The sequence below is a fragment of the Streptomyces sp. SS7 genome (assembly GCF_037993025.1).
Taxonomy (GTDB): Bacteria; Actinomycetota; Actinomycetes; order Streptomycetales; family Streptomycetaceae; genus Streptomyces.
The window spans coordinates 3206364-3226868 of record NZ_CP141223.1 but is presented as its reverse complement, the minus strand read 5'-3'; the positions used below and the strand labels follow the sequence as shown (position 1 = coordinate 3226868).

Here is a 20505-nt window from a genome sequence, read left to right as displayed (position 1 = left end):
GGATCAGGGCAGGGTCCGGGCTCCTCGTGAGGGAGGCCCGGGCCCTCGCCCGCCCCAGCCGGTCCCGCCCCCTGGAAAACGCCGCCGGTCCGCGGCTGCGAAATACTTGAGGAGCCGCGGCCAGGGCGGGCACCGGCGGAAACAGGAGTGTGCTGACGTGCACGAGGAAGCGAACGGCGAGACATCGCCGCGCGGGGTGGACCAGGGCGACCGGGAGTTCCTCTCGCTGGAGCGGGAACTCACGGTCCTGTTCCGGCGCGCCCGCGCCAACCAGGGCGAGATGGCCCGCGAGGTCCACCCGGACCTGGAGTCCGCCGCGTACGGTCTGCTCGTCCGGCTGGAGGAGTGCGGCCGGCAGCGCGCCACCGAACTGGCCGGATACATCGGCGTCGGCAAGGCCACCATGTCCCGTCAGCTGCGCGCCCTGGAGCAGCTCGGACTGGTCGCACGCGAGCCCGACCCGGCCGACGGCCGTGCCTGGCTGGTGGACCTGACCGAGGAGGGCCGCCGCCGGGTCGGCCGGGTCCGCGAGGCCCGCCGCGAGCGGTACGTCACGCACTTCTCCGACTGGGACCGGCGCGAGGTCGCGGAACTGGCCCGGCTGCTCCACCAGCTCAACCGCGGCATGGAGAAGTAGCCCGGCACCGGGGGCACCGGGCGGTTGCCGCCCGGTGCCCCCGTACGGCTCCCGGCGGCGCCTACAGCTCGACGTACACCGCCGTCGCGTCGTCGTGCGTCTTCGCGGTCCCCAGGAACACCCGTCCGGAGCCGTCCGCGCCGTCGGCGCGCTCCAGCTCGCGCACCCGCTCCACCAGCGCGGCCACCCCCCGCGCGCGGACCAGGGCGAACAGGTCCGTCCAGTCGCCCTCGTGGAAGGTCTCCGTCCAGCGCGCCGCACCGTCGGACAGCGCCGCCAGGGCGCCGACCCCGGCGCGCGGCACGCTTCCGGTCACCGCCCGCGCGGCCACCGCCGGATCCGCGGCGGCGGTGAAGAAGCCGCCCTCCCGGTTGCGCAGCGAGCCGTCGACGTACGCCGCGCTCCTGAGCAGCTCGCGCGGCAGCCGGGCCAGCCGGTCGTCGAGGACGGGGGTCACCGCGCCGTCCGGGGCGGCGAGCAGCAGCACCGCGTCGGACAGGACCAGATACTCCACGCTCTCCGCCGACCAGCGCGCGAGAGCCACCGTCGCCTGCGGGGTGCGCGGGTGAGAAAGGTCACAGGTTTCGGCGTGGGCCGCGGCGGTACGCGCAATGGCGAGAGAGAGGGCCTCGACCAGCGGAACATCCGGTGCGGAAACGGTCAGTTCGGTCAGCGCCCCGCCCAGCCGTGCCGTGAACCAGGGGACCGAATGCAGACAGCCCCCGCCGTCCGGCGGCGGAGTCACCCCGTCGAGCACGACGACGGAACCGCCCTGCCCGCAGGCGGGAAGGCCGACGCTCACGAAGTCCTCGTCGGGCCGGTCCGGATCGCCGGGCCGCGACACAAGTTCCGTACGCATCCGGCCAGTCTGCACGACCCCTCCACAGCCTCCGCGAAAGGCTTGCATCGCTCGCCGAACGGGCGTAGGCGCGCAGGTCAGACGCCTGTTTTGGGAGGTAATGCAGGGGTCGGGGAAGCGGTGGCGGCGAATCTTGTCAAAGCCCGCCGCCCACGTCCAACCGGCCCGGCGCGCAAGGGCGCTGCACGCGCCAGAGGAACTTGCCCGCCAACTCCCCTCCGATGTTCACTCCTTCGGGTGGCGGGTCAGGCGATGCGCGGTTCCCGCCCACCGGCACTGGGAGGGTCGGGGACCGAACCGGGCGTACGCACCAGTTGACGGGGCGTCATATCCGGCCCATGGGTACACGAGTCAGGAATGCGAGCACCGGTGCAGAAGACGCGGCCTCGGCGCACAGGCAGGCAGACGGCCTCCGAGGGGGGCGCGGAGCGCACCCCTGTCGGCAAGGGCCGTCCCACCCACGTACGCAACCGGCTGATCGTCGCGGTGGCCGTGGTCGCCGCCGCCATCGCCGGGGCCGGCGCCCCCGCCGTCCTCACCGCCTCCGGGCAGCTGAAGGACTCCCAGGACCTGGTCACGCTCGCCGAACAGACCCAGGACGCCCTCGTCCTCGCCCAGTCCCTCGCGGACGAGCGCGACGCGATCACCTCCTACGTCGCCGCCGGCCGCCCCAAGTCCCAGGCACCGTCCGCCGACGGCAGCGCCCGGGTGGACCGTCAGGCGCGCGAACTGGAGGAGACGGAGCTCACCGCCTCGCTGCGCGCCGCCCTCGACTCCCTCGCGGCCGTCCGCGCCGCGGCGCTCACCGGCGACGACACGGCCCTCGACGCGCACGAGGCGTACTCCGCGATCATCACCGCGCTGCACGGCCTCGCCGACCGGCTCGCCGAGCAGATGCCGCCCCGCGCGGGCTCCGGCGCCTACGCCCTCGCCGAGCTCGACGCCGCCGTACAGCAGGCCTCGGCGGCCCGCGGTCTGCTGCTCGCCGCACTGAACGTGCCCACCGACTCCCGGTCCGTCTACGACCCGGCCACCGGTCTGACGACCACCGAGAAGACGTCCTCGGCCGCCGACACCAAGGTCCGCGACGCGCTCACCGCCGCCGCCCAGCAGGCCCGGGTGCGCTCCGACGCGGCCCTCGCCGACTTCCGCGAGGGCGCCCCGCGCGCGACCGTGGACTCCTACGACTCCACCGTCACCGGCGGTGACGTCGACACGGCCGAGAAGTACCTCGCCCACCTCACCGACCAGCCCGTCCTCGGCGACGACGAGCTGGACACCGGCACCAAGAAGCTGGACGCGGCGCTCTCCGCCCGCGTCGACCTGATGCGTGGCGTGGAGTCCTCCTTCTACGACCGCCGCACCAAGGACCTCGCGCGGCTGCGCGACGACGACGTCACCGCGCTGGAGATCCGGGTCGCGCTGATCGGCGCCCTGATGCTGCTGGCGGTCGTCGTCAGCACCGGTATGGCGCGCAGCCTCACCTTCCCGCTGTCGGTGCTGCGGCGCGGCTCCGCCCGGCTCGCCGAGGCCGAGAACCCCGCCGCCGAGGAGCCGGTGCGGTTCACCGGCCGCAACGACGAGTTCGCCCAGGTCGTCCGGTCCGTCAACGCCCTGCACGAGCACGCCGTCGCCCTCCACGAGCGCGTCAACACCCTGGAGTCCGACCGCAAGCACCTCGTCGGCCAGCGACAGCAGATGGCCGACGCCCGTGAGGAGCTGCGCGCCGAACTCGCCGACTCCGCCGCGCAGCTGGAGCGGCTGCGCGGCGCCATCGGCGGCACGTTCGTCAACCTGGCCCTGCGCACGCTCGGGCTCGTCGAGCGGCAACTCGCCGTCATCGAGACCCTGGAGGAGCGCGAGCAGGACCCGGACCGGCTCTCGACCCTCTTCAAGCTCGACCACTTCGCCACCGTCATGCGCCGGCACAGCGAGAACCTCCTCGTCCTGGCCGGTACCGAGCACGTCCAGCAGCACGCGGGCCCGATCCCGCTGGTGGACGTCGTCCGGGCGGCGGTCAGCGAGATCGAGCGCTACGAGCGGGTCCGCATCGCCTCCCTGCCGCCGCACGCGCACGTGGCGGGCTTCGCCGCCGACGACCTGAGCCATCTCCTCGCCGAACTGATGGAGAACGCCACCACGTTCTCCCCGCCGGACCTCCCCGTCGAGATCTCCGGCTGGCTCCTGGAGAACGGCGAGGTGATGCTCTCCGTGCAGGACGAGGGCATCGGCCTGGACGCGGAACGGCTCGTCCGCCTCAACTCCCGGCTCGCCGACTTCAACCCCGAGACCCCGTACGACCAGGAGGGCGAGGAGGGTCTCGGCCTCGGTCTGTACGTCGTGGCCCGACTCGCCCACCGGCACGGGGTACGGGTGCAGCTGCGCGAGCAGAAGCAGGGCGGAACCGCGGCCGTGGCCGTCCTGCCGACCGCGCTGCTGGCCGCCGCGCCCGCCGCCGCGGTCCCCTCCGCCGCCCCCGCCGGAGCGGCCGGTCCCGCCTTCTCCCTCCCGGGCGCCGACGCCGAGGCCAACTCCAACGTCCTGCCCGGCCGCACCAAGCCCACCGACGACCCGTTGGTCGCCCTCGCGGAGAAGGCCGTACGCAAGGCGGAGGACGCCCCCCAGAAGGCCTCGCAGAAGGCCTCGCAGGAGGCCTCACCGGAGGCTTCGTCGCAGGACCCGGTCCCCGGTGCGGAGCGCTCCGCCCCCGAGCGCCCCGCCGAGACCACCATGGAACTCCTGCTCCCGCATCCGCCCGGGGAAGCGGACGACGCCGACGTCAGCGCCCCCGCCGACATCAGCGATCCCGACGGCGTCACCGCCCCCGACGTCGCCGACGAGAACAGCGCCGAGCACAGCAGGGTCCCCGACGCGCCGGAGGAACTCGTCGCCGACGAGGAGCCCGTCACCGACAAGGGCCTCCCGAAGCGCACCCCCAAGATCACTGTTCCCACGCAGGCCCCGCGCCGGCTGACCGGTTCGGTCGACGCCGAGGCCCTCCGCCGCCGTCTGGGCGGCTTCCGCCGGGGGGCGGAGGCCGGATACCGCGAGGTGGAGGCGGAGATCGCGGAGAAGACGGGCCAGAACAAGGTTCCGGCACCCGCGAGAGCTCAAGATGCACACGCACACGCCGAAGAAGACACGGGGGGCACAGTCGAGGAGGCAAGCAGTTGACCGCGCCCAGTACCTTCGGACTGAGCAGTGAAGCCCGTAACCTGCACTGGCTGCTGACCAACCTCGTGGAGGAGGTCCCCGGCATCCAGTCCGTCGCCGTCGTCTCCTCCGACGGCCTGCTCCTGCTCTCCTCGGACCCGGGCCGCAACGACGAGGCCAGGCAGTCCCGCAGCGGCAGGCCGACCGGCCCGCGCGGCTCCTCCGCGGACCTCGCCACCATCGTCTCCGGCATCGGCAGCCTCACCATCGGCGCCGCGAAGCTCATCGACTTCGGCGGGGTCAAGCACACCATGATCGCCATGGAGGAGGGCAGCCTCTTCGTGATGTCGATCAGCGACGGCTCCCTGCTCGGCGTCCACGGCTCCGCCGACTGCGACATGAGCGTCGTGGCGTACCACATGGCGCTCTTCGTGGGCCGGGCCGGACACGTCCTGACCCCCGAACTCCGCAGCGAGCTACGAAAATCGCTGGAGGAGCCGGAGTCGGCGGGGAGCACCCGATGACCAACGACCCGCGCCAGAACGAGCAGCCGCGCCAGAACGAGCAGCCGCGCCAGAACGAGCAGCCGCGTCGGACCGAGCAGCACCGCCAGGCCGAGCGGCAGCACCGGACCGACCCGCAGCACCGGACCGACCAGCAGCCGCAGCCGCAACAGCCCAAGAAGCAGCTCCCCGTCCGCGGCGGCGACCGCAGGCCGGCCCGTGTCCGCCCCTACTCGCTCACCGGCGGCCGCACCCGCTTCGGTCACGTCCTTCTCGTGGAGACGTTCGTCGCGGCCCTCGAAGCCCCCGAGGGGCGCAGGGAACTGACGAACGGTTCGCTCAGGTCCACGGTCATGCCCGAGCTGCGGGCCATCGTCGAACTGTGCCGCCGGATGCGCACGGTGGCCGAGATCGCCGCGCTGCTGAAGATGCCGCTCGGCGTGGTCCGGGTGCTGCTCAGCGACCTCGCGGACCAGGGAAAGATCCGTGTGTACGGCACCGGTACCACTCACGGTACGGGCCGTCCCGACCGCGCTCTGCTGGAAAGGGTGCTGAGTGGACTCCGTCGTCTCTGACGCCGCCTCCTCCTTTGGCGTCACCCCCCTCGTCGCACCCGAACCCGACGAGCCCCTTCAGCCCTGGCAGACCGACCGCACCCGAGCCCCCATAGCCACCAAGATCGTGGTGGCGGGCGGGTTCGGCGCCGGAAAGACCACCCTCGTCGGGACCGTCTCGGAGATCGAGCCCCTCCAGACCGAGGCGCTGATGACCGAGGCGAGCGCGGAGACCGACGACCTCACCGGCACGCCCGAGAAGACCACCACCACGGTCGCCATGGACTACGGCCGCATCACGCTCGACGACGACCTGGTGCTGTACCTGTTCGGCACGCCGGGCCAGCAGCGGTTCTGGTTCATGTGGGACGACCTGGTGCGCGGCGCGATCGGCGCGGTCGTCCTCGCCGACACCCGTCGGCTCAAGGACTCCTTCCCCGCGCTGGACTACTTCGAGAGCTGCGGGCTGCCGTACGTCGTCGCGGTCAACCACTTCGACGGCAGTGAGCTGTTCGAGCCCGAGGACGTGCGGGAGGCGCTGACGATCCCGGCGCACATACCTGTCATGATCATGGACGCGCGGCGCCGGATCTCGGTGATCGAGACCCTTCTGGCCCTGGTGGGCCACGCGCTCGACGAAACCCCCGAGTAAGTCTCGCCCCCCGAGCAGTCCCCACAAGGAGTCTCCCCGCATGCGGAAGATACTCGTCGTCGGAGCCGGTCAGTCCGGTCTCCAGCTCGCCCTCGGCCTCCAGTCGCACGGGTACGAGGTCACCCTGATGTCCAACCGGACGGCGGACGAGATCCGCTCCGGGCGGGTCATGTCGACGCAGTGCATGTTCCACACCGCGCTCCAGCACGAGCGCGACCTCCAGCTCAGCTTCTGGGAGTCCCAGGCCCCGAAGATCGCCGGGCTCGGCGTCTCGGTCGCGGCCCCCGGCTCGCACGACCCGGGCCCGACGCAGCGGGCGATCGACTGGGTGGGCACCCTCGACGGATTCGCCCAGTCCGTGGACCAGCGGGTGAAGATGGCCGGCTGGATGGAGACCTTCGCCCAGCGCGGCGGGCAGCTCGTCATCCACGGCGCGGCCGTCTCCGACCTCGACTACTTCTCCCGCGCCTACGACCTCGTCCTGGTCTCCGCGGGCAAGGGCGAGCTGGTGTCGATGTTCGCCCGCGACCCCGAGCGCTCCCCGTACGCCGAGCCGCAGCGCGCGCTCGCCGTGTCGTACGTCCACGGCATGGGCCCCCGCGCCGAGCACCCGGACATGGAGGCGGTCCGCTGCAACCTGGTCCCCGGGGTCGGCGAACTCTTCGTCATGCCGACGTTCACCACCTCCGGCCGGGCCGACATCCTGTTCTGGGAAGGCATACCCGGCGGCCCGCTCGACGTCTTCAACGGCGTCAAGGACCCGGCCGAGCACCTCTCCCTGACCCTGGAACTCATGGAGCGGTTCACGCCCTGGGAGTACGCGCGGGCGACGAAGGTCGAGCTCACCGACGCCGGTGGCACGCTGGCCGGCCGCTACGCGCCCACCGTCCGCAACCCGATCGGCCGGCTGCCCGGCGGCGGCCTGGTACTGGGCGTCGCCGACGTCGTCGTCGCCAACGACCCGATCACCGGCCAGGGCTCCAACTCCGCCTCCAAGTGCGCGGCCGCCTACCTCGCGTCCATCCTCGAACACGGGGAGAAGGAGTTCGACGAGGAGTGGATGCAGGCCACCTTCGACCGTTACTGGGACACCGCCCGGCACGTCACCAAGTGGACCAACGCGATGCTGGCCCCGCCGCCGGAGCACATCGTGAACCTGCTGGGGGCGGCGGGGCAGCTGCCGGTCGTGGCTGATCGTTTCGCCAACGCGTTCAACGACCCGGCCGACTTCGAGAACTTCTTCTACGAGCCCGAGAAGACGGCCGCGTATCTGGCCTCGGTCACTGGAGCCTGAGGGCCCCGGGCCCTCTGACCTGGGCTCCGGCCGTCACCATCTGTCGTTGTCGGTCAGCACCGGCCGCCCTCGCACGGCCCACGGACGGCCCCGGAGACAGCCTCTCCGGGGCCGCGGGTGTTCTTGGTGTTGAACCTCAAGGGTGGTTGATTGCCAGACGGCGGACACCTTCGGCCGACGGAACCTCCGCCGCGGACAGCCAGCCACGATGGCGGGTGCGCCGACCGACCAGGCACGCGTATGCCTCGCTGCACCCCTACCGGCCTCAGCCACGCTGCAATGCCGGCGACCAGAGCTGTTAGCCGCGCAACTGCTCGGTCAGACCCAGCTGGCTCATGATGGCGCCGGTGTCCAGATAGGCGCGGCCCTCATGGATCTTGCCGCCCTTGACCTTGTAGATGTCACATGCGTGCCCAGTGACGTGACGCCCCGTGGCGGGCACGGTGCCCGCATGCAGAACCAGGTCCCCGGTCTGGGTCCCGCTGCCCGTGTACTCGACGACCACCGTGTCCCCCTGGGACGTGAGGTGGTCGAGGGTGAATTTGCCGTCGGGCATCGCGTCGAACATGGCCTTCGCGAGCCGGGTGAAGCCCTCCGGCCCCTGCAGCGTCCTGCCGCTGCCTTCCTCGATGAGGGTGCAGTCCGGAGCGACGGACCCGGCGATGGCGTCGTAGTCCCGATCGTTCCAGGCCCGGAAGAGATCGCGGACGAAGTTTTCATTGTCGGCCATGGGAACCTCCACTTGGAACATCCCGCTCTTTCGATGCTGACCCGCCGCGTCCGACTGTGCATCTCCTGCGGGTGGTTTCCGGGAGCACCTCGGGACCATGTCGCAGGCCGCAGCCCACCTCATCACGTGGCCAATACGCTTTCCAGCTGTGGAAGTGGGGTGTTGGAGTTCGTTCGGGGGCGTTCACCTGCGTTCACGCGCGGTCGGCTTGTGGGTTGGTGCCCGAGTACTGCCCTGCCTGTGTGCGTGCTGCCAGACAGGGCCCGCGCCGCACTTGAGCGGCGTACCCAACCGGTCAGGGGGATCATTGGAAAGAGACGCGCAGCCCCCTGCGAACTGAGGAGGTGGCGATCATGGTGGGTCCCCTGGGCTCGGACGATTCACACTCGCCACGGACGACGCCGGAGAGGGAGTGGGCTCACAAGCGGCTTGAGAAGAAGCGCAAACTCCGCGCTGACTTCGTGGCCTACATCGTGATCAACGCATTCTTGATCGTGGTGTGGGGACTGACGGGTGCAGGATACTTCTGGCCGGGCTGGGTCCTTGGGGGGTGGGGCGTATTCCTGCTGCTCGACGCGTGGCAGGCCCACTTCCGGCGGCCCATCACGGACGAGGACATCGATCGGGAGCTGCGCAGCATGCGCTGAGTAGGAGCGCGCGGTCCGTAGGTGGCACAGCCCCCTTCACCGGCGCGACACGAACGCGGGCTCTCAGCTTGGGAAGCTCGGGTTCTCTGGCGGTGATTACTGCGCTGACCTGCGGCGGGGCGGTGCTGGTGCCCTTGCCGCATCCCTGGCCAATCCCCGCTGTTCCCCGTGATTCCCCGAAGGATCTGGCACGCAAATGGCACGACCGGAGCACCCAGGGCGAAAGCTCGCTCTTAGGGTCTGAGTCCCAGCCGACGAAAGTCGGGCACGATGGCGGGTGCGTCGACCGATCAGGCGCGCGTGTGCCTCGCTGTACCCCCACCGGCCTCAGCCACGCTGCCACGGTGACCCGGCGGATCGTCTTCATGGCGCCTGGGGGCAACCACGTGTGGCGCACTTCCCTGAACGAGGAGGCGTGGAAGCCTGCGCTCGTCGCGGCCGGCGTCATTCCGAAGCAGCGAGCAAGGCGGCCGGTTACGCGGCGGCGCGCGAGCACGGCATGCATGCGCTGAGACACTTCTACGCGTCCGCGCTTCTGGACGGCGGGGAGAGCATCAAGGCAGTCAGTGAGTGCCTCGGGCACAGCAACGCCGCCTTGACGCTACGGATCTACGCGCACCTCATGCCGAGCAGCCAGGAGCGGACCCGTACGGCAATCGCGACGGTCTATGACAAGACCCCACGTCACGCCTGACGGCCCACCGACGGCCCACGGCCCCGTCAGGGCTGACCAGTTCGATGGAAACCGCTGGTAGATGCCTTGCGGGGCCGTCGGCTTGTCTTCTCCGAGCCCGAGAAGACGGCCGCGTGCCTGGCCGAGGTCACGGGAGGCTGGAGGTCCGTCCCTTCGGGCGGGGAATCCGGGCGTACCGCTCCCAGGATCGGGTTCGACGCGATCGGGGAGATCTTGACCTTCTCACCCGTCCGGGGGGCCTGGATCACCATGCCGTCGCCCATGTAGATCGCCACGTGGGTGGCCTCGGGGAAGTAGAGGACCAGGTCTCCGGGGCGCAGGTCCGCGAGGGGGATGCGCGGGAGCCTCGCCCACTGCTCCTGGCTGGTACGGGGGATCGAGGTGCCGGCCTGGTGCCAGGCCTGGGAGGTCAGGCCCGAGCAGTCGTACGTCTTCGGGCCCTCCGCACCCCATTCGTACGGCTTGCCGATCTGGCGGACGGCGTAGCGCAGGGCCTCCTCGCCCTCGCGTGAGGCCTTGTGGTCGTCCTTGAGCGCGCCGGACGCGATCAGCTTCCGCTGGGCCTGCGCCACCCCGTCCTGCTCCAGTTCGGCGATCGCCGCGAGCTGGGCGGCGGTGAGGGAGGCGAGGAGTCTTTCGACGTCGTCGAGGCGGCGGCGGACGTCGTCGCGCTCCTTCCGGCTCCGCTCGGTGAGCGTGAGCTGGCGGTCCAGGGCCGTGCGCGCCGCGCGGGCCAGCCCGTCCGCCCGGCGCTCGCTGCCCTCCAGCCGGCCCACCGTCTCGGCCCGCTCCCGCGCCAGCCGACCGATGACATGCCCCTGGTCGAGGGCCTGCTGGGGGTCGCGGGCCAGCAGCAGGCGTACGTACGGGGAGACGTCGAGGCTGTTCTGGTACTGCTGGCGGGCCAGTCGCCCGGCCGCGCCCCGGCTCTCGTGCAGGGTCAGCCGGGCCGCGGCCAGATCGGCGTCCAGCCGGTCGGTCTCGGACTGGCGCCGTTTGAGGGCCTCCTCGGTGGCGTTGTAGGCCTCGGTCGCCTTCTCGGCCTCCCGGTACAGCCGCTGCAGATCCGTCAGCAGCTCGGCCACCGTGCGGCCGCCGGGCGGGGTCGCGGCCGGGGTCGGACTCGGTGCCGGAGCCGGGGCCGGGGGCTGCGGTCCCGGTACGGCCAGGGCGACACCGCCCGCCCAGACGGCCTGCGCGGCCAGCGCCGCCGTGGAGACCGCACAGGCCAGACGCAGCAGCCTTCCTGACACGTCATCACCTCCACTGCGGGGAGGTGGCCCGGGTGGCCCCTCGAACCCGCAGGGTGATAATGGGACATGTAAGAAGAAAGTACGCGCCCGGCTGCTCGGTTCGGCCCAGTCACATCACTCTTCGGTGTCGTCCCGGTGCTCCCTGGGCGTGGTGGGTCCCGGCTTCGACCACGGCCACCTCGGGCGGCCGGACCCCGTGTCGCCCTCGGCGGCGTACTCGTACTTCCACCCCTGCTGGAGCCCCAGCCGCTTGCTGTGCCCGCGCGGCACCCGCCGGTACACCAGGACCGTGGGCGGTCCGCCCGCCGCGTCGGGGACCGGGATGCGGTACGTCTTCGGCGGGTGCCCGGTCATGCCCAGCAGGACCGGCAGCACCCGGCCGTCCATCGGGCCGCCCTCGAAGGGGGTGTCTTCGCTCTTCACCGCACCAGTGTCGGTCAGTCCGCGTCGCTCAGCGCGGCCCGGACCAGCTCGGCGGTCTGCGGATCACGGGCCGCGGTCACCGTCAGGGCCGCCGCGAACTGCTCCATCAGCCAGTCCCGCAGCTCCTCGGCGGGCGGCTCCTTGCCCTCGTCCAGCCAGATCAGCGAGGCCGCCTCGACCGCGGTGATCCACATCCGCACGGTCATCCGCAGCGGGGGGCCCGGCTCGGCGACCCCGAGGTGGCGGTAGATGTGCTCGGCCGCGGACCGTCGTACACCGTCCACGATGGCCGTCGTACGGGAGGTCTCCACCACGCTGCCGCCCTGGAGCAGGGCGCTGAAGCCGGCGTCGTGGCGGGCGACGAAGCCGAGGTAGCGGTCCAGGGCGCGGGCGAGGCGGGGGAGGAGGGGGCCGCTGCGGGGCTCGTCGAAGCAGTGCCGGAGCTCTTCGGCGGCGGAGCGCAGCGCGGCCTCGTAGAGCTGCTGCTTCCCGCCCGGGAAGTAGCGGTAGACCAGTGGTCTGGACACCCCGGCGGCCTCCGCCACGTCGTCCAGCGAGACGTCCTCGGGGAGCCGGTGGGCGAAGAGGGTGAGCGCCGCGTCGAGGAGCTGGCTGCGCCGCTCCTCGACACTGAGGCGGCGGTAGGCGGGGGCGGCGGGGGTCATGTGTGCAGCGTAGTTCTTGCCCGGCCGCGTGCCCCCTGGGCCGGGCGGATCTAGTGCCGTGACCGGAAAGGTTCACCGGCTCGCGACGCCCGGCACGGCACCTCGCCGCGTTGTCGCATCACCCGAGTACATCCAGTACGCGGGCGACGCTCCGCCTTGCGATGCACCGCACCGGACGCCGCGAGCTTCCCGGCAAACCTTCCCGGTCACGGCACTAGCCCAGCAGGCCCGACGACCTCCACAGCCGGCGGCCCGCGCCGCGCAGCACCCCGATGTCGTCCAGGAAGTCCGTCAGGCGTTTCGAGCCCGTCTGCATGACCTCGCGGCGGTGGGCGCTCGCCTTCACCTGGGTCATCGCCTCGCGCTTGTCCAGCCCGACGTGCGTGTAGACGTCCGGGTTCACGAAGGCGACCGAGAAGACGCGGGCGAACTCGCCCGACGTCACCCGGGTGAACTCCTGGGACCACCGGGGGGCGGTCACCATCTGGCGGCGGAGTTCCTCGCGGGCGTACCGGACGTGCCGGGCCTCCTCCACCACGTGGATGCGGGTGACGCCCCGGACCAGGGGCTGGATGCGCTCGTCCGGGAAGGTCAGGCGCTGCATCCAGTCGAGGATCTCCTCACCGAGGAGGGTGGCGGTGAAGGAGCCGGGAGTGGTGGAGACGGTCTTGAACAGGCGGCCCATGTTCTGGTGGACCCGGCTGACCGGGTACCAGGGTGTGCCGCCCTTGGCGATCAGCCGGGCGAACATCTTCGAGTGCCGGCACTCGTCCTCGATCTCGGTGAGCGCGTACCGCACGTGCGCGCTCGTCGCCGCCTTGTCGTAGATGTGCCGGACGAGCAACTGCATCAGGATGATCTCGAGCCAGATCCCCAGGGACGCCAGCGCCGCCGCCTCGTGCTGCGACAGCAGGATCCGCTGCTCCTCGTCCATCCGCTTCCACAGCGGGGTGTCGTACAGCGACACCAGCTCCGGCGGCCAGAACCACTTGCCCTCCTCGAAGGGCGCGTCCCAGTCCAGCTCCCGGTCGGGGTCGAAGGAGTGCTTGGCGGAGGAGGCGAGGAGCCGCTCGGCCACCTGTTCGCGGTCCTTGAGCAGACCGAGGGCGTCACGCAGTGCGGCCGGCGCCTCGTCGTCCGTGAGGGTCGTCATGGCTCTTATGAGACTGCTTGTCAGCAAGCACGTCAATCCCCTGCGCCGGGGATCGACGCGCCGACGCGTCACCGGCCTGCCCGGACGGCGGCCGCTAGGCCGGGCAGCCGAGGCCCTCGGGTGCCTCGAAGGTCTCCGGTCGGGCGCCCTCCGGCGGGAACGCGGTGCGCAGGGTGAAGGCGTACGGCGTCGGGCCGTGCGTCCGCAGGTGCAGCAGCCGGGCCTCCGCCTCCGCGACGGTGGGCCGGTGGCCCGCCGGCACCCACCACAGGGTCGCCATCGCCTCCCGCACCCGCTCGAACCACTCCCGCCGCCGCGCGAGCATCTCCCGGTGCCGCCCCTGGTACATGTACGCCGTCAGCGCGTCCATGTCCTGCCACACGGACATGTTCACGATCAGCCAGGCGTCGCCGAAGACCTCGATGCCGGTCGCGTCGCCCTCCTGCGACTGGAGCCGCCAGACGAAACCGTCCGCGGCGTCCGCGTCCGCGTTGACCGGGTCGAGCGCATCGACGAAGTCCTTCAACTCCGCTGAATCCAGCGGAAACCTGAGACGGGCGACATTGACCTGGGCGAGTTCGAAGGCGGCCGGTTCCGTGGTCCTGGTCCTCGTGGTGTCAGTCATGCGCGAACCGTAGGACGGACCTGTCGCCCCGGAAAGCCCCCGTCTCACGGAGCGAGCACCGACGCCATCACCGCCCGCGCGATCGGCGCCGCCATCCCGCCCCCGGTGATCTCCCCGCGGTCGGCCGAGCCGTCCTCCACCACCACCGCCACCGCCACGCTCGGCTCGATGTCCCGCCGCCCCTGCGCCCACGAGACACACCAGGCGTACGGCGTCCCGGCGTTGCCGATGCCGTGCTGCGCCGTGCCGGTCTTGGCGCCGACCCGGGCACCGGGGATCGCCGCCCTCGTCCCCGTGCCCTCGCGCACCACGTCCTCCATCAGCTCCCGCAGCCGTACGGCGGTCGAGGGGAACATCGCCTGCCGCGCCGACCGGGAACCGGCCGTCCCCACCGTGGCCCCGCCCCGCCGCGTGGTCCGCTCCACCAGGTACGGCTCGCGCACCTGGCCCCCGTTGGCCACCGCCGCCGCCACCGTCGCCATCTGCAGCGGAGTGGCCCGGGTGTTGTACTGCCCGATCGACGACAGCGCGAGCTGCGCCTGGTCCAGCGAGGTGTCGAAGGTGCTGGTGGCCACCGGGAAGGGGATACGCACGTCCGGGTCGTTGAAGCCGAACGCCTGCGCCGTGCGCGACATCCGGGCCAGCCCGACCCGCACTCCGAGCTTCGCGAACACGGTGTTGCACGACCACTCGAAGGCCTCCCGCACCGGGGCGTCCGCACAGCCGTCCCCCGAGTTCGTCAGCCGGGTCGTCGTCCCCGGCAGCCGGTACGGCACGGGCGAGTCGGTCGGCGCGTCCAGATCCGTCACCACGCCCGCGTCCAGCGCCGCCGCCGCGGTCACCACCTTGAAGGTGGAGCCCGGCGGATACGTCTGCCGCACCGCCCGGTTGAGCATCGGCCGGTCGGGGTCGCCGTTCAGCCGCTGCCAGGCAGCCTCGGCGCCCGGGTCGTTCCCGGACAGCAGCGCGGGGTCGTACGACGGACTCGACACCAGCGCCAGCACCCGGCCGGTCGCCGGTTCCACCGCCGCGACCGCGCCCTTGCGCCCGTCCAGCGCCGCGAAGGCCGCACGCTGGGCGCGCCGGTCGAGGGTGGTGACGACGTTTCCGCCGGGCGGACGGCCGCGCGTCACGTCGTTCCACAGCGGGAACGGCGAGAGCATCGGGTCCAGGCCGGAGAGGAGATCGTCCTCGGAGTGCTCCAGGAACGTCGTCCCGTACTCCTGCGAGGCGAAGCCGGTCACCGGCGCGTACAACGGCCCGTCGGCGTACGTCCGTTCGTAGCGCAGCTGCTCCCCGGTGTCCCGCGAGCCGGTGACCGGCGCGCCGCCGACCAGGATGTCGCCGCGCGGCTGGCCGTACCGGGCGATGGACTCGCGCCGGTTGGCCGGGTTGCCGTCGTAGGCGGCGGACCGGACGACCTGCACGCGCAGGGCGTTGACCAGCAGTGCCAGCAGGAGCAGGGCGCAGAACACGGCGGCATGCCGGATGTGCCGGGTCACGGACGGTACCTCTCTGGTCAGGGGGCGGTGCTGCCGTCGTACTGCCGTCGTGCCGAGTCGCTCACCCGGATCAGCAGCGCCACGATCGCCCAGTTGGTGACGACCGACGAGCCGCCCTGGGCCAGGAAGGGCATGGCCATGCCGGTCAGCGGGATCAGTCCGGTCACCCCGCCCGCGATGACGAACACCTGGAGCGCCACGATCGAGGCGAGCCCGACGGCGAGGAGCCGGCCGAACGGGTCGCGCAGGGCGAGGCCGGCCCGGTAGCCGCGCTCCACCAGCAGCCCGTAGAGCAGGAAGAGCGCCGACAAGCCGGCGAGACCCAGTTCCTCGCCCGCCGTCGCCAGGATGAAGTCCGACTTCGCGGCGAACCCGATGAGGACGGAGTGGCCGAGCCCCAGCCCGGTGCCGAGCACCCCGCCTGCCGCGAAGGCGAACAGGGACTGCGCGAGCTGGTTGGGCCCGAGGCCGGCGTCGATCGACGCGAACGGGTGCAGCCAGTCCTCGATCCTGCCGTGCACATGCGGTTCGAGGCGGCCGACCGCCACCGCGCCGAGCGAGGCGAGCAGCAGACCGACCGCGATCCAGCCGGTGCGGCCGGTGGCGACGTACAGCATGACCACGAAGAGCGCGAAGAAGAGCAGCGAGGTGCCCAGGTCCCGCTCCAGGACCAGCACGCCCACGCTCAGCAGCCAGATCGCGACGATCGGACCGAGCACCCGGCCGGTCGGCAGCTGCACGAACCAGATCTTGCGGCCCGCGTACGCCAGTGCGGTGCGGTTCGCCGCCAGGTACGCGGCGAAGAACACCGCGAGCAGCACCTTCGCGAACTCGCCGGGCTGGATGGAGAACCCGGCGACCCGGATCCAGATCCGGGCACCGTTCACGGCCGGGAAGAGGATGGGCAGGGTGAGCAGGGCGAGCGCGGCGACCACGCTGACGTAGGAGTAGCGCTGGAGCACCCGGTGGTCCCGCAGCGCCGCCACGACCAGGATGAACAGGGTGATGCCGAGGGTGGACCACACCAGCTGGGTCGGTGCCGCCCGGTCGCCCGGTGTCTCCAGGTCCAGCCGGTAGATCAGCACCAGCCCGATGCCGTTGAGCAGCACCCCGATCGGGAGCGGGAGGGGGTCGGCGTACGGGGCGCGCAGTCGTACGGCGAGATGGGCGACCAGCGCGAGCACGCCGAGCCCGGCGCCGTAGCCCACGGCGCCGGGCGGGACGGAGCCGTGCCGGGCGACGCCGACCGCGCAGTAGCCGTACACGGACAGCAGGACGGCCACGACGATGAGGGCGAGCTCGATGCCGCGGCGCCGGGGGAGGCGTACGGCGGGGGAGGGTGCGCCGGCCGCGGCGAACGCGGTCGTGGCTCCGGTTCCGGTTCCGGCACTCGTCATGTCCGGAACCTACCCAAATGATGTGCTGTGTGAGTCCTGGGAGTGAGGGTGTGTCAGCACCAGCGCGGCGCCTCGCCGATGTTCTCGATGTAGCGGGCCGAGCCCCAGGCCCAGGTGCCGTCGGTGAGGAGGTACCAGAGGGGGTTGCCGTCGACGGTCTCGCCGGGCGTCTTGCAGAAGATCGACACGATCTCGCCGCGGTGGACGGAGCGGATCACCTGGCTGGCCCGCGTGGGCTTGCTGCGCAGCAGCAGGGTGTTCGCGGTGACGCGGCCGCGGAAGAGGCGCTGGGTGCCCTGGTGGCCGCCCTGGCTCCACTGGTGGTCACCGCCCTGGCCGGCGCCCTGGTTCCATCCGCCGCCGCCGTTGCCGCCGCCGCCGTTGCCGCCGCCGCCGTTGCCGCCGCCGCCTTGGCCGCCGCCCTGGTTCCACTGGCCGCCGTTGCCGCCTTGGCCCCCGGCCTGGTTCCATCCGCCGCCGCCGTTGCCGCCTTGGCCCCCGGCCTGGTTCCATCCGCCGCCGCCGTTGCCGCCTTGGCCCCCGGCCTGGTTCCATCCGCCGCCGCCGTTGCCGCCTTGGCCGCCGCCCTGGTTCTGCCAGTTGTTGCTGTTGCTGTTGCCGTTGCCGTTGCCGTTGGTGTTGCCGTTGGTGTTGCTGTTCCCGTTCCCGCCTTGGTTCCAGTTGCCACCACCGCCACCACCGCCACCGCCCTGGCCCCCCTGGTCCCAGGTGCTGGTGCCGGGGTCGCCGCCGTCGCCGTTCCAGTCGTCGTCGGCGGTGGCGGGGGTGGCGACGGCCGCGGTGAGGAGAGCGCCGACGGCGGTCGCCAGGGCGAGGCGGGTGAGGGCGGAGCGGCGCAGGGACATGGCGATACCTCCATGAAGAGGATGAAAACGGCTCAGAATCTGACTTGACGCCAGATTAGGAGCGGCTCGCGCGTGTCGCCCGTCACGCTGCGCCATCGGGGAGGTGTGCGGCCTGAGGCAGCGTCAGCGTGGCCACCGCCCCGCCCTCGGGCGCGTCGGCGAAGGCCAGCTCGGCCCCCAGCACCTCCGCCTGGCCGACCGCGATGGTCAGCCCGAGTCCGTGCCCCTTCGCCCCGCCCTCCGTGCGGAACCGCTGCGGCCCGTGCGCGAGGAGGTATTCCGGATAACCGTCCCCGTGATCCCGTACGGCGACCACCGGCCCGTCCACCGTGAGGACCACGGGCCCCCGCCCGTGCCGGTGCGCGTTGGACACCAGATTGCCCAGCACCCGTTCGAGGCGCCGCCGGTCGGTCTCGACCCGTGCGTCCCGTACGACCCTGATCTCCGTGTCGGCTCCGGACGCCCGTACGACCCGCCGGGCCAGCGCCCCCAGCTCCTCGGTGCCCAGCTCCAGCCGCTCCCGCCCGGTGTCGAGCCGGGAGATCTCCAGCAGGTCCTCGGTGAGGGTGCGCAGCGCGGCGACCCGGTCGCGCACCAGCTCCGTCGGCCGGCCCGGCGGCAGCAGCTCGGCCGCGGCGTGCAGTCCGGTCAGCGGGGTGCGCAGCTCATGGGCCACGTCGGCGGTGAAGCGCTGCTCGCTCAGCAGCTTGCCCTGGAGCGTGGCCGCCATGGTGTCGAGCGCGGCGGCGACCGCCCCGACCTCGTCCTGCGGCCGGCCCGGCTGCCTGGCCCGGGGGTCGTCCACCCGTGCGTCCAGATCGCCGGCGCTGATCCGCCGGGCCACCCGCGCGGTCGTGTGCAGCCGGCGGGTCACCCGGGTCACCGCGAACGCGCCCACGAGGAGCGTGGCGCCGATGGCCAGCCCCGCGGACCACAGGATCGCGGAGTCGAGCGCCTCGATGGTGCGGGCGCTCTGCGTGTAGTCGACGCGTACGGCGAGGGCCCGTCCCCCGTCGGCGGGACCGGCCGCCCACATCGTGGGGCGCCCGGCGGTGTCGGCGACCATCGTGCCGCGCTCCCCGGCCAGCGCCAGGGTCCGCAGCGCGGCGGGCAGCCCCGGCGGGTCGACGCCCGCGCCCCAGCCGAGGCTGTCCCCGGCCTCGAACGCCGCCGTCGCGTCCGTCAGCCGGGAGAGCGCGAGGTCGCGGGCCTGGCCGACGGTCTGGTTGGTCACCGACACGTGCACGAGGACGCCGAGCAGGGCGGCGAGCGCACAGCACATCACCGTGATGAACACGGCGGCCTTCAGGGCGAGCGTGCCGGCCCACCGGGGGAGCGCGAGCCTCATCGGCCGCTCTCCGGGGCGACGGGGGAGGCGGCGGGGGATATGCCGGGGGAGGCGGACGCGGAGGGACGCGGAGAGGGGCGTCTCCCGGGCGTGCCGATGCGCAGCATCTCGTCGTGGGTGAGCAGCATCGCGCGCTGCTGCGGGTCCCAGGTCCACTGCAGCCGGTACTCGTAGCCGGCGACCTCCGAGGGGGCCCGGATGATCACCGCGCGGCCGGCCAGTTCGACGCCGCTGACCGCGTCCTCGTAGGCCATGATCTGGACGAGCCGATGGCCGCGGACGGTGTACACCCGGACGGCGGTGAGGTTGCCGGGCAGCTGCCGGAAGCCGAGCGTCATGTCGTCGCGCCCGTCGCCGGTCAGATCGCGGTAGTACGCCTGGAGGACGGGGCACGCCCGCCCGGCCGTGCCGCTCTTCCCGCAGTCGCTCATCCGCCGGGCGGTCTCCCGGTGCGCCCCCGGGCCGTAGTCGCCGGGGTGCGCGGCGATCTCCGCGCGGACGACGGCGACCGGGTCCACCTCGTGGATGTTCCCGCCGGGGACGGTGACGCCCTTCACCACCTCGGTCTCCACCTCGCCGATCGCGAAGGCGGGGCTGGAGGCGGGCGTCAGATTCGGCCAGAGCCGGTCGGGGCTGATCGCGGTCGCGGTCGGTCCCGCGCCCTGGAGGCCGCCCGCGTCACCGCAGGCCGCCGTCGCCGTGGCCAGCAGTGCGGCTGCGGCGACGGCGCGGGCTGTGCGGGCCGGGCGAGAGGGGCGGCGGCTGGGCGGCACGGGACTCCTGAGGTGCATGGTGATGCGCGGCCCCGTACACCTTATTCGTAGGGAAGTCCTTTTTGCGTACCGGGTGGTGCCGGGTGGTACACGGGCCGAGGGCGGAGCGGAGAGTGGACCGGAGGGTGGAGCGGAGGAGGGGACGGAGGATGGAGAGGAAACGATTGTGCACGGTCACTCGGCCAGCTCCTCCAGCAGCCTGGCCGTCGGCAGTCCGGCCCGCAGGTACTCCACGAACAACTCGTTGTGCAGGGCCCAGGGCGAGCGCCGTGACCGTATCAGCCGGATCGCCTCGTCGGCCGGGTGGCCCCGCCTCATCAGCGTGTGGGCGACGACCAGCCCCGACCGGTTGTATCCGCTGTAGCACCGCACCAGGACCCTGCGTCCCTGGTCCAGGGCTTCGCCGGCGGCCTGGGCCAGCCGGATCACGCCCGCGAGCTGGGTGCCGTCCAGCGGCCCGTCCGGGATCGGCCACACATGGTGCACCACCCCCGGGTCGGGACCGTGGCCCGAGCGGGCCCGGGTCAGCGTCTGGACGAGATCGAACTCGTCCCGCACCACGGCGAGGGCCGGCTGTCCGGAGGGCCCCCGGTACTCGTGGCAGCCCATCCACAGCCCCGGCACGATCTCGTCCCACGGACGGTCCGGAGCCGGTACCTCGGGTTGCTTCCTGCGGGTCCGCAACGGCGCCTCCCCACGCGCGCTCCCAGAAGGCCCGTGTCCTGCCCCACGTCGGGGACATGACACAGGGCCTGGGCCCTATGACCTGCCCAACTC

General features: G+C 72.3%; 19 protein-coding genes and 2 pseudogenes. 8 read left to right on the top strand and 13 right to left on the bottom strand.

Annotated elements, in window-relative coordinates; translation table 11 throughout:
* Window positions 1-157 precede the first annotated feature (157 nt).
* On the top strand, window positions 158-637 hold the full coding sequence (locus U5640_RS14665) for a MarR family transcriptional regulator (RefSeq protein WP_340376248.1): 480 nt from the start codon (window positions 158-160) through the stop codon (window positions 635-637).
* A 61-nt stretch (window positions 638-698) separates the two neighbouring features.
* Here U5640_RS14665 and U5640_RS14660 read toward each other — a convergent pair whose 3' ends face one another.
* On the bottom strand, window positions 699-1496 hold the full coding sequence (locus U5640_RS14660) for a hypothetical protein (RefSeq protein WP_340376247.1): 798 nt from the start codon (window positions 1494-1496) through the stop codon (window positions 699-701).
* A gap of 369 nt (window positions 1497-1865) precedes the next feature.
* Here U5640_RS14660 and U5640_RS14655 point away from each other — a divergent pair, with 369 nt between their 5' ends.
* The 5 genes and pseudogenes from U5640_RS14655 to U5640_RS14635 all read left to right on the top strand — a co-directional run bounded on the left by U5640_RS14655 (window position 1866) and on the right by U5640_RS14635 (window position 7652).
* Window positions 1866-4670, top strand: coding sequence for a nitrate- and nitrite sensing domain-containing protein (locus U5640_RS14655; protein ID WP_340376246.1), 2805 nt, complete (start codon window positions 1866-1868; stop codon window positions 4668-4670).
* Window positions 4667-5173: a roadblock/LC7 domain-containing protein gene (locus tag U5640_RS14650; protein ID WP_340376245.1), complete on the top strand. Its 507-nt coding sequence runs from the start codon at window positions 4667-4669 to the stop codon at window positions 5171-5173. Before U5640_RS14655 ends, U5640_RS14650 begins: the two co-directional genes overlap by 4 nt.
* 152 nt (window positions 5174-5325) lie before the next feature.
* Window positions 5326-5727 (top strand): annotated as a pseudogene (locus tag U5640_RS14645) (DUF742 domain-containing protein); the annotation flags it as partial.
* On the top strand, window positions 5708-6358 hold the full coding sequence (locus U5640_RS14640; RefSeq protein WP_340376244.1) for an ATP/GTP-binding protein: 651 nt from the start codon (window positions 5708-5710) through the stop codon (window positions 6356-6358). The pseudogene U5640_RS14645 and the gene U5640_RS14640, both read left to right, overlap by 20 nt.
* A gap of 40 nt (window positions 6359-6398) precedes the next feature.
* The gene (locus tag U5640_RS14635; RefSeq protein WP_340376243.1) at window positions 6399-7652 is read left to right on the top strand and encodes a styrene monooxygenase/indole monooxygenase family protein; all 1254 of its coding nucleotides are present in this window, start codon (window positions 6399-6401) and stop codon (window positions 7650-7652) included.
* A gap of 298 nt (window positions 7653-7950) precedes the next feature.
* Here U5640_RS14635 and U5640_RS14630 read toward each other — a convergent pair whose 3' ends face one another.
* The gene (locus U5640_RS14630; protein WP_340376242.1) at window positions 7951-8382 is read right to left on the bottom strand and encodes an ester cyclase; all 432 of its coding nucleotides are present in this window, start codon (window positions 8380-8382) and stop codon (window positions 7951-7953) included.
* Between the two features lie 353 nt (window positions 8383-8735).
* Between U5640_RS14630 and U5640_RS14625 the strand changes: the two genes are divergently transcribed.
* Together U5640_RS14625 and U5640_RS14620 are read left to right on the top strand one after the other, a co-directional pair.
* Window positions 8736-9029 (top strand): 2TM domain-containing protein, encoded by a 294-nt coding sequence (locus U5640_RS14625; protein WP_340385105.1) that lies wholly within the window; start codon window positions 8736-8738, stop codon window positions 9027-9029.
* Between the two features lie 344 nt (window positions 9030-9373).
* Window positions 9374-9723: pseudogene (locus tag U5640_RS14620) on the top strand (tyrosine-type recombinase/integrase); the annotation flags it as partial.
* A 26-nt stretch (window positions 9724-9749) separates the two neighbouring features.
* Here U5640_RS14620 and U5640_RS14615 read toward each other — a convergent pair.
* From U5640_RS14615 to U5640_RS14565, 11 genes are all read right to left on the bottom strand, one after another.
* Window positions 9750-10976: an NlpC/P60 family protein gene (locus tag U5640_RS14615; RefSeq protein ID WP_340376241.1), complete on the bottom strand. Its 1227-nt coding sequence runs from the start codon at window positions 10974-10976 to the stop codon at window positions 9750-9752.
* Window positions 10977-11090: 114 nt separating this feature from the next.
* Window positions 11091-11399, bottom strand: coding sequence for a hypothetical protein (locus U5640_RS14610; protein ID WP_340376240.1), 309 nt, complete (start codon window positions 11397-11399; stop codon window positions 11091-11093).
* Window positions 11400-11413: 14 nt separating this feature from the next.
* Window positions 11414-12064 carry a helix-turn-helix domain-containing protein gene (locus U5640_RS14605; RefSeq protein WP_340376239.1) on the bottom strand — a complete coding sequence of 217 codons (651 nt, stop codon included), beginning with the start codon at window positions 12062-12064 and terminating at the stop codon, window positions 11414-11416.
* A gap of 214 nt (window positions 12065-12278) precedes the next feature.
* Window positions 12279-13217, bottom strand: coding sequence for a diiron oxygenase (locus tag U5640_RS14600; protein ID WP_340376238.1), 939 nt, complete (start codon window positions 13215-13217; stop codon window positions 12279-12281).
* Window positions 13218-13311: 94 nt separating this feature from the next.
* Window positions 13312-13842: a DUF3291 domain-containing protein gene (locus U5640_RS14595; RefSeq protein WP_340376237.1), complete on the bottom strand. Its 531-nt coding sequence runs from the start codon at window positions 13840-13842 to the stop codon at window positions 13312-13314.
* A gap of 44 nt (window positions 13843-13886) precedes the next feature.
* Window positions 13887-15344 (bottom strand): penicillin-binding transpeptidase domain-containing protein, encoded by a 1458-nt coding sequence (locus tag U5640_RS14590; RefSeq protein ID WP_340376236.1) that lies wholly within the window; start codon window positions 15342-15344, stop codon window positions 13887-13889.
* 17 nt (window positions 15345-15361) lie between these two features.
* The gene (locus U5640_RS14585; protein WP_340376235.1) at window positions 15362-16741 is read right to left on the bottom strand and encodes an FtsW/RodA/SpoVE family cell cycle protein; all 1380 of its coding nucleotides are present in this window, start codon (window positions 16739-16741) and stop codon (window positions 15362-15364) included.
* 53 nt (window positions 16742-16794) lie between these two features.
* Window positions 16795-17607, bottom strand: a complete 813-nt coding sequence (locus U5640_RS14580; RefSeq protein WP_340376234.1) for an SH3 domain-containing protein — start codon at window positions 17605-17607, stop codon at window positions 16795-16797.
* An 82-nt stretch (window positions 17608-17689) separates the two neighbouring features.
* Window positions 17690-18955, bottom strand: coding sequence for an ATP-binding protein (locus tag U5640_RS14575; RefSeq protein ID WP_340376233.1), 1266 nt, complete (start codon window positions 18953-18955; stop codon window positions 17690-17692).
* A complete protein-coding gene (locus tag U5640_RS14570) occupies window positions 18952-19728 on the bottom strand; it encodes a hypothetical protein (RefSeq protein WP_340376232.1) in 777 nt (258 codons plus the stop codon). Before U5640_RS14570 ends, U5640_RS14575 begins: the two co-directional genes overlap by 4 nt.
* Before the next feature lie 174 nt (window positions 19729-19902).
* Entirely contained in the window at window positions 19903-20412 is a 510-nt protein-coding gene (locus U5640_RS14565; RefSeq protein ID WP_340376231.1) for a dual specificity protein phosphatase family protein, read from the bottom strand.
* Window positions 20413-20505: the final 93 nt, after the last annotated feature.